Genomic DNA, 6,736 nt, shown 5'->3' with positions numbered 1-6,736 from the left:
GGTTACAAATTCCTCTGATGATATTCCGGTTACTCCAAATGTGGAATTGGTCATCAGCAAATCCGCTAATGTCACTTCCGCTGTTGTTGGTGATTTGATCGAGTACACTATTACTGTTAAAAATGATGGTTTGTCTGATGCTACTGGCGTTAATGTTTGGGATATCTTGCCTGAAACTGTGAGATATGTTTCCGGTGCGGATGCATTTGACGTTTCTTCACGTAATGCTTCCTGGACTATTTCAAGTATTGCTGCAGGTCATTCTGAAAAAGTTGTTCTTGTTGTGAATGTTATTGCTGCTGGTAATTTATCAAATACTGCATTTGCTAACAGTAGTGAAAACGATACTGTTGTTAACAAGACCAGTGATAATGTTACGGTTGTTCCTAATGTTGAGTTGGATATTACCAAGAAGGCTAATGTGACTTCCGCTGTTGTTGGAGACAATATTTTATTCACAATTATCGTTACTAATAACGGTTTGTCTGATGCTACTGGCGTTAAAGTGACTGATGTGCTGGATAAGGCATTTGGTTATGTTTCAGGCGGTAATTATAGTTTGGATACTCGTGAAGTCTCATGGACTATTGATCGTGTTGCTGCTAACAGTTCTGAGACTGTAACTTTAGTTGTTACTGTTTTAAGTGCTGGCAGTGTTTCAAATAATGTCAGTGTAATTTCCAAGGAAAATGATACTGAGGTTACAAATTCCTCTGATGATATTCCGGTTACTCCAAATGTTGAGTTAAGCATTGTAAAAGTTGCTAATGTGACTTCTGCTGTTGTAGGAGACAGCATAAAATTCACTATTATAATCAAAAATAGTGGATTGTCCGATGCTACTGATGTTAATGTGTCTGATGTATTGGATGAAGCATTTGAACATGTTTCTGGTGGCAGTTATGATGCTCGTTCACGTACTGTGACCTGGACTGTATCAAAAATTGCAGCTAACGGCTCTTCTGAAGTATTTGTCATTGTTAAAGTAATAAAAGACGGTACTTTTGCAAACACTGTAACCGCTAACGCTAAAGAAAACGATACTGAAGTAACCAATTCTTCAGATGATATTCCTGTTGTTCCAAATGTCGAGTTAAACATTGTTAAAGTTGCAAATGTTACTGAAATCAAGGTTGGTGATGAAATCAGATTCAATATTACCGTGACTAATAATGGTTTAAGCAATGCCAGTGATGTAACTGTCACAGATACCTTAGGCGATGAATTTGCCTTTGTCGAATCTGACGGTAGCCACAATGCTGGTGTTGTCACATGGACTATTGGTAATATCAATGCTAATGAATCCGCTACAGTTTATCTTATCGTTAAAGCAAAAACCAATGGTACTTTTGCAAATACTGTTGTTGCAAACGCTAAGGAAAACAAAACCAACGTGACTGGAACTAGTGATAACATTACTGTTGAACCTGATGTCAGACTGGACATTGCTAAAGTTGCTAATGTAACTGAAGTCTATGTTGGAGACAGCATTAAATATACTATTACAATTGAAAATAGAGGTTTGTCTGATGCTACAAATGTTGAAATAGAAGATATCTTACCTGAAAGCGTGAAATTCTCTTCCGCTAACGGTACTTATGTAAATGATGGTCAAAATGTAAAATGGACACTTGATAAAGTGAAAGGCAATTCTTCAGTCAGTGTTTATGTCATTGTATCTGCAGTAAGCAACGGCCCTGCTGTTAACTTCGCTAATGTTACATGCAGCCAGAATTCAACTGCCAATACAACTTCCGATGAAATTGAAGTAAAACCTGTCGTTAATTTAACTGTTGTTAAAACTGCTAATGTTTCCGACATTTATGTTGGAGACAAAGTCAGTTACAATATTGTTGTTAAGAATAATGGTCCGTCCAATGCATCCAATGTCATTGTTGTTGATGAGTTACCAAACGGTTTAAAATTCGTCTCAAGTGATGTGGATTGTGTTGAGGATAACGGAAAAGTTACCTGGATCATTTCCAAATTGACTGCCGGTGAAAACTTAAGCATTGAAGTCGTATGTATTGCTGTAGGCAGCGGCGATTTAACAAATAAGGTTAACGTTACCTGCGATGAAAACAGAACTAACACTACTGGCGGAACTCCTATACACGTAAGCGACATTGTGGATGTTGCTATTGAACTGAGTGTCGACAAAACAAACCCTGACATTAATGATGAAGTGATTATCACATTAAAAGTCAGAAACAACGGTCCATCAAATGCAACAGGTATTGTCGGTAAATTGAACAAAGATTTCCTGAACGGATTGAGAATAATTTCAATCAATTCAACTGAAATCAAGTTCGAAACTTCAGACCTTTTAGGTTATTCATTATCCGATATATTAAAAGTTAATGAAAATGGTGACTTCTCAATCGACTACCTGAATGCAAATCAGGAAGTTTCAGCAACTATTAAAGCCGCTATAATTCGTGATGGTAATATTACTGTTGACGGTACTGTATCTTCACAAGAACAAGATTCAAACCTTACAAACAACTATGACGAAATCACAATGTCAGTTCATTCATTAGTGGACTTGTCCGTAAGCAAAGATGTAAGCAATAAGACTCCGACTGTCGGAGACACTATTGAATACGTAATTGTTGTTGTCAATGCAGGTCCGTCCAATGCAACTGACGTAATCGTAAACGAAAAATTACCTAATGGAGTTGTTTTCATTTCAGATGATGCTGAAGGTGCATATGACCACAACAGTGGAGTTTGGAAAGTTGGCTCAATCAACGCTAATGAAACAAGAACTTTAACCATTAAAGTTCAAGTAACAAGCGCAGGTCAAATTACCAATAATGTGGACGTAGTATCCAATGAAGAGAACACAAACGTTACTGGAAGCAAAACCAATGTAACAATTGATGTTCAGCCTGCTCCTAAGGTTGATTTGCAAGTTATCATTACTTCAAATACAACCAAAACAGATTTAGGTGATTTGGTAGAGTTTACAGTAATTATCCTCAACAAAGGTGACACCAATGCAACTGGTGTAACTGTAAAAGACATCTTGCCTGACGGATTATTATATGCTTCCGATGACGGAAACGGCACATATAATCCTGGAAATGGTGTTTGGACTGTAGGTGAGCTTGATGCAGGTAACAATAAAGTCTTGCATATCATAGCTAAAACCACAAAAGCAGGAAATGTTACAAATACTGTTTCAGTCGAAAGCGATCAGGAAATTCTTGATGCAAACTCAACTGTTGCAAGTGTAACTGTCGAAGTTGTTGAACACAAAAAACCTATTGAAAACACTAGCACTAATACTCCGGCCAAAGTGGATACCAAAGCAACAGGTAATCCATTTGTATTATTGGCTATGGCGTTGATGTTCGCTGGTGTAGGATTAAGACGTAGGAAAGAATAAGTATTTAATGGGAGTTAAATTTAACTCCTATCTTTTTTTATTTTCAATATTTTGAAATGATTTTGCATGTCTTTAAATGGATTTCACGATAATTTATTATTATAGTTGCATTAATTTCTATCAGATATACTGCATGATCAGTTAATTTAATCAATTTGACAATATCAAAATGAACTTTTCAACCGTTGAATGTACAGTCACTTCTTAAAATAAGTCAATTATACGTCCATATGTGCTTTATTTTTTCAATATTCCTAATTTTTTGCAAGCAAATAAGTGAAAATATCTAAAACTTTAAATACTATTAATTTAATATAATTTATTAATAGTTATGATTATTGAAATGTCTTATTTTCTTCATAACGATTATTTCATTAGATTTCATTATTATAAGGAGGAGTTATTAATGGCTAGATTTGAAGAAGCAGAAAACAGAATGTTCAATATTAAAATCTGCTTAAAATGTAACGCTCGTAACCCTGCTGGTGCAACAACTTGTAGAAAATGTGGTTACAAAGGTTTAAGATACAAAGCTAAAGAACCAAGAGGATAGACATATTCTCTTTTCTTTTTTACTATTTTTTTTAATTTCTTATTTTCAATATTATCAAAGCATTAATATATAATTTTAAATAAACTTATTTTTATGAAAAATGTTGAAGAATATATTAGAAACATACTAAAAGAAAGGAAAATCCATTTCACATTAATTGACCCTGATGAACAGTCACCTGAAGAAGCTTTGGAAATTGCAACTCAGGCTATCGAAGGCGGAACTGACGGAATAATGATTGGTGGATCCACTGTTGATAATATTGGTGTTGATGAAACATGTAAAATATTGTCTGAAAACATAGCTGTTCCTATAATTATTTTCCCGGGAAATACCAGTAGCGTAAGTAGATATGCGGATGCAATATTCTTTATGAGTTATCTTAATTCCAACAATCCTTACTGGATTATCGGTGCACAGGCTCTAGCTTCACCTGCTGTTAAAAAATCAGGAATCGAAACATTGCCTATGGGTTACATGGTTGCAGAACCTGGAGGAACTGTCGGTTGGGTTGGAGACGCTAAACTGGTCCCAAGAAACAAGCCTAAAATCCCTGCAGTTTATGCTATGGCATCTGAACTTTTAGGAATGAGATTCTTCTATATTGAAGCAGGATCCGGTGCTGATAAGCCTATTCCTCCTGAAATGGTTGCATACACCAAAAGAGCAACTGATGATATGATTGTAGTTGTTGGAGGAGGTATCCGTGATGCTAAAGCAGCATACACTGCTGCAAAAGCTGGCGGAGACATTATCGTTACAGGTACTATTGTAGAAGAAACCGATGACGTTAAATCTAAAATTCAAGAATTGACTGGAGCTATCCTAAAAGCTTCAATGGAGTAGTTGTCAACTGCTCTACCACTACTTTTTTTTATATATATTAACAAATTACATATTATGTTAAAGTCTCTATATATTAAAGCACTTAATAATAGAATATATCTTAAACCAGAACCAGAAAAAAATGAAGATTTTACCTTAAAGGACAAATGGTTCGATAAGCCATTTGCTAAAAGTAAAAAGGACTTTTCCATTGCTGCCGGAGATGGAAGTTTCAACATTAAAAAATTCCTGATGTTTAACTACTGTCCGGTTTCAGCAGAAGCTCTCATTTATGATGGGAATTTAATAAACATTGAACAGTCAGAAATCTTTGAAATGGACCATGTCCCTTTCCTAAGGGAAATTATTCCTAATTACATGTCAATATTTGAACTCAAATGCTGCCTAAAGGCAATCAATGAATATGATGTTGACTATTATTTATTTGACGGATCTATTCTGGGAGATCTTCAGAATCATTATCCTAAAGGAGCAAAACAGCCTTCAGATATGAAAAATCTGGATAAGGGTGTCATAAAGTTATTCGAAGATGACATCAATGATTTATCCAGTCTGGACTTGTCATTTCCTAACGTGAAAAGAAATGTCTTTGCCCACGTGTCCGGAGAAGGTGGAGATGAATTCAAGGATTATGAACGGGATGATGTCTATAATCTCTATTTATCATCAATAGAGAAATTGCTGGTCTTAAAGGAAGTACTTAAAAAGAACAGAAAAATCATTTCAATATCAAAGACTTCATCCAACAATGATTTGTTCCACAGCAAGGCGCCCGATATAGGCATTCTTGATCAGCTGACGGAAAAGCAGGGAATCTCCAAAATAATTCATAAAAAAGTCAAGGACAGCACTGCAGTTCCTTTTCCTGTTTATAATGAATTTTTCAATGAATTATGGTTTACAATATTTTATGTAAGGCTAAAGGAAAACAAGAACATCTTGAAAGTGGAACTTCCTTATTATGTAGATAAGGATGATGATTTGATAACGGAAATTGTTGAAATAATCAAAAGGGATTCCGCCGAAGGTTATCCATATTTGCTTAACAAGGCTCATAATGATGTTGTAATTACAAACAAGCATGTGGAAGAACTTTTAAAGATTAGCAGAATTTATGAAACGACAAACAGAGAACAATTGAAGAGGTGATTAAATGGTAGTAGGTTATTGTGTAGGTGAAATATCATTATCAGAATTAACATTTATTTCAGACAAGATGCCGCAGGTAGGGGAATATGTCATTGTTGAATATGATAACAAGAAAGTTTTAGGAATGGTTGAAAGCCTGGTCAGGGGAAATGATGCTTTAAACATTGATTTGCATGATGTTGAGGCCATACAAACCATTGCCCGCATCGGCGGAAAGGACTATTACATTAAGGGAAAGGTAAAGCTTTTAGGTGATGTCAATGACAATCTGAGACTTCCGAGAACTCCTGCGCTTCCGGGAACTCCAATAAAACTGGCTGATAAGGAAATCCTGAATGAAGTTTTCAAGGTTAAAAATCCGATTAAACTGGGAACACTTGTAAATCAGAGTGACATTGAGGTCAATGTGGAGGCAAATCCCATTCTCAACAGGCATTTGGCCATACTGGCAATGACCGGTGCGGGAAAATCCAACACTGTTGCGGTACTGATTGACCAGATGCTGGGATATAATGTTCCGGTTTTCGTATTTGATATGCACGGCGAGTACAGGGATGCAGAATTCCCAAACGGTAACGTTAATGTTATTCAGCCAAAAATCAATCCTCAATACATGTCATTTCCTGAAATCAAAAGATTGGTTAGCATTCCGAATTCTGCAGTAATCCAGGAAAGGTTCTTCAGGCAGGCGTTCAATAAAGCTAAAAATATTATAAAAGAAGGAACGTCACATACCACTGATTTTTTACAGTTGGTTGTGGATGTGCTGTATAATGATGTGGAATATGATGATGAAG

Annotated in this window: 5 protein-coding genes; all 5 read left to right on the top strand. The window is 35.8% G+C overall.

The window, feature by feature from the left end; genetic code table 11:
* A partial coding sequence (locus tag IJQ68_RS09840; RefSeq protein WP_292799922.1) for a hypothetical protein occupies positions 1-3,391 on the top strand: 3,391 nt, incomplete at its 5' end.
* 406 nt (positions 3,392-3,797) lie between these two features.
* Positions 3,798-3,944 (top strand): 50S ribosomal protein L40e, encoded by a 147-nt coding sequence (locus IJQ68_RS09835; RefSeq protein ID WP_058739021.1) that lies wholly within the window; start codon positions 3,798-3,800, stop codon positions 3,942-3,944.
* Between the two features lie 93 nt (positions 3,945-4,037).
* On the top strand, positions 4,038-4,790 hold the full coding sequence (locus IJQ68_RS09830; RefSeq protein WP_292799919.1) for a geranylgeranylglyceryl/heptaprenylglyceryl phosphate synthase: 753 nt from the start codon (positions 4,038-4,040) through the stop codon (positions 4,788-4,790).
* A 54-nt stretch (positions 4,791-4,844) separates the two neighbouring features.
* Positions 4,845-5,939: a DNA double-strand break repair nuclease NurA gene (locus IJQ68_RS09825; RefSeq protein ID WP_292799916.1), complete on the top strand. Its 1,095-nt coding sequence runs from the start codon at positions 4,845-4,847 to the stop codon at positions 5,937-5,939.
* A gap of 4 nt (positions 5,940-5,943) precedes the next feature.
* Positions 5,944-6,736: helicase HerA domain-containing protein (locus IJQ68_RS09820; RefSeq protein WP_292799913.1), on the top strand; the 793-nt coding region annotated here is incomplete at its 3' end.

This window comes from Methanobrevibacter sp. (genome assembly GCF_017447225.1).
Taxonomy (GTDB): Archaea; Methanobacteriota; Methanobacteria; order Methanobacteriales; family Methanobacteriaceae; genus Methanocatella.
The sequence above is the reverse complement of the archived record's forward strand: the minus strand, read 5'-3'. Positions and strand labels throughout refer to the sequence as shown.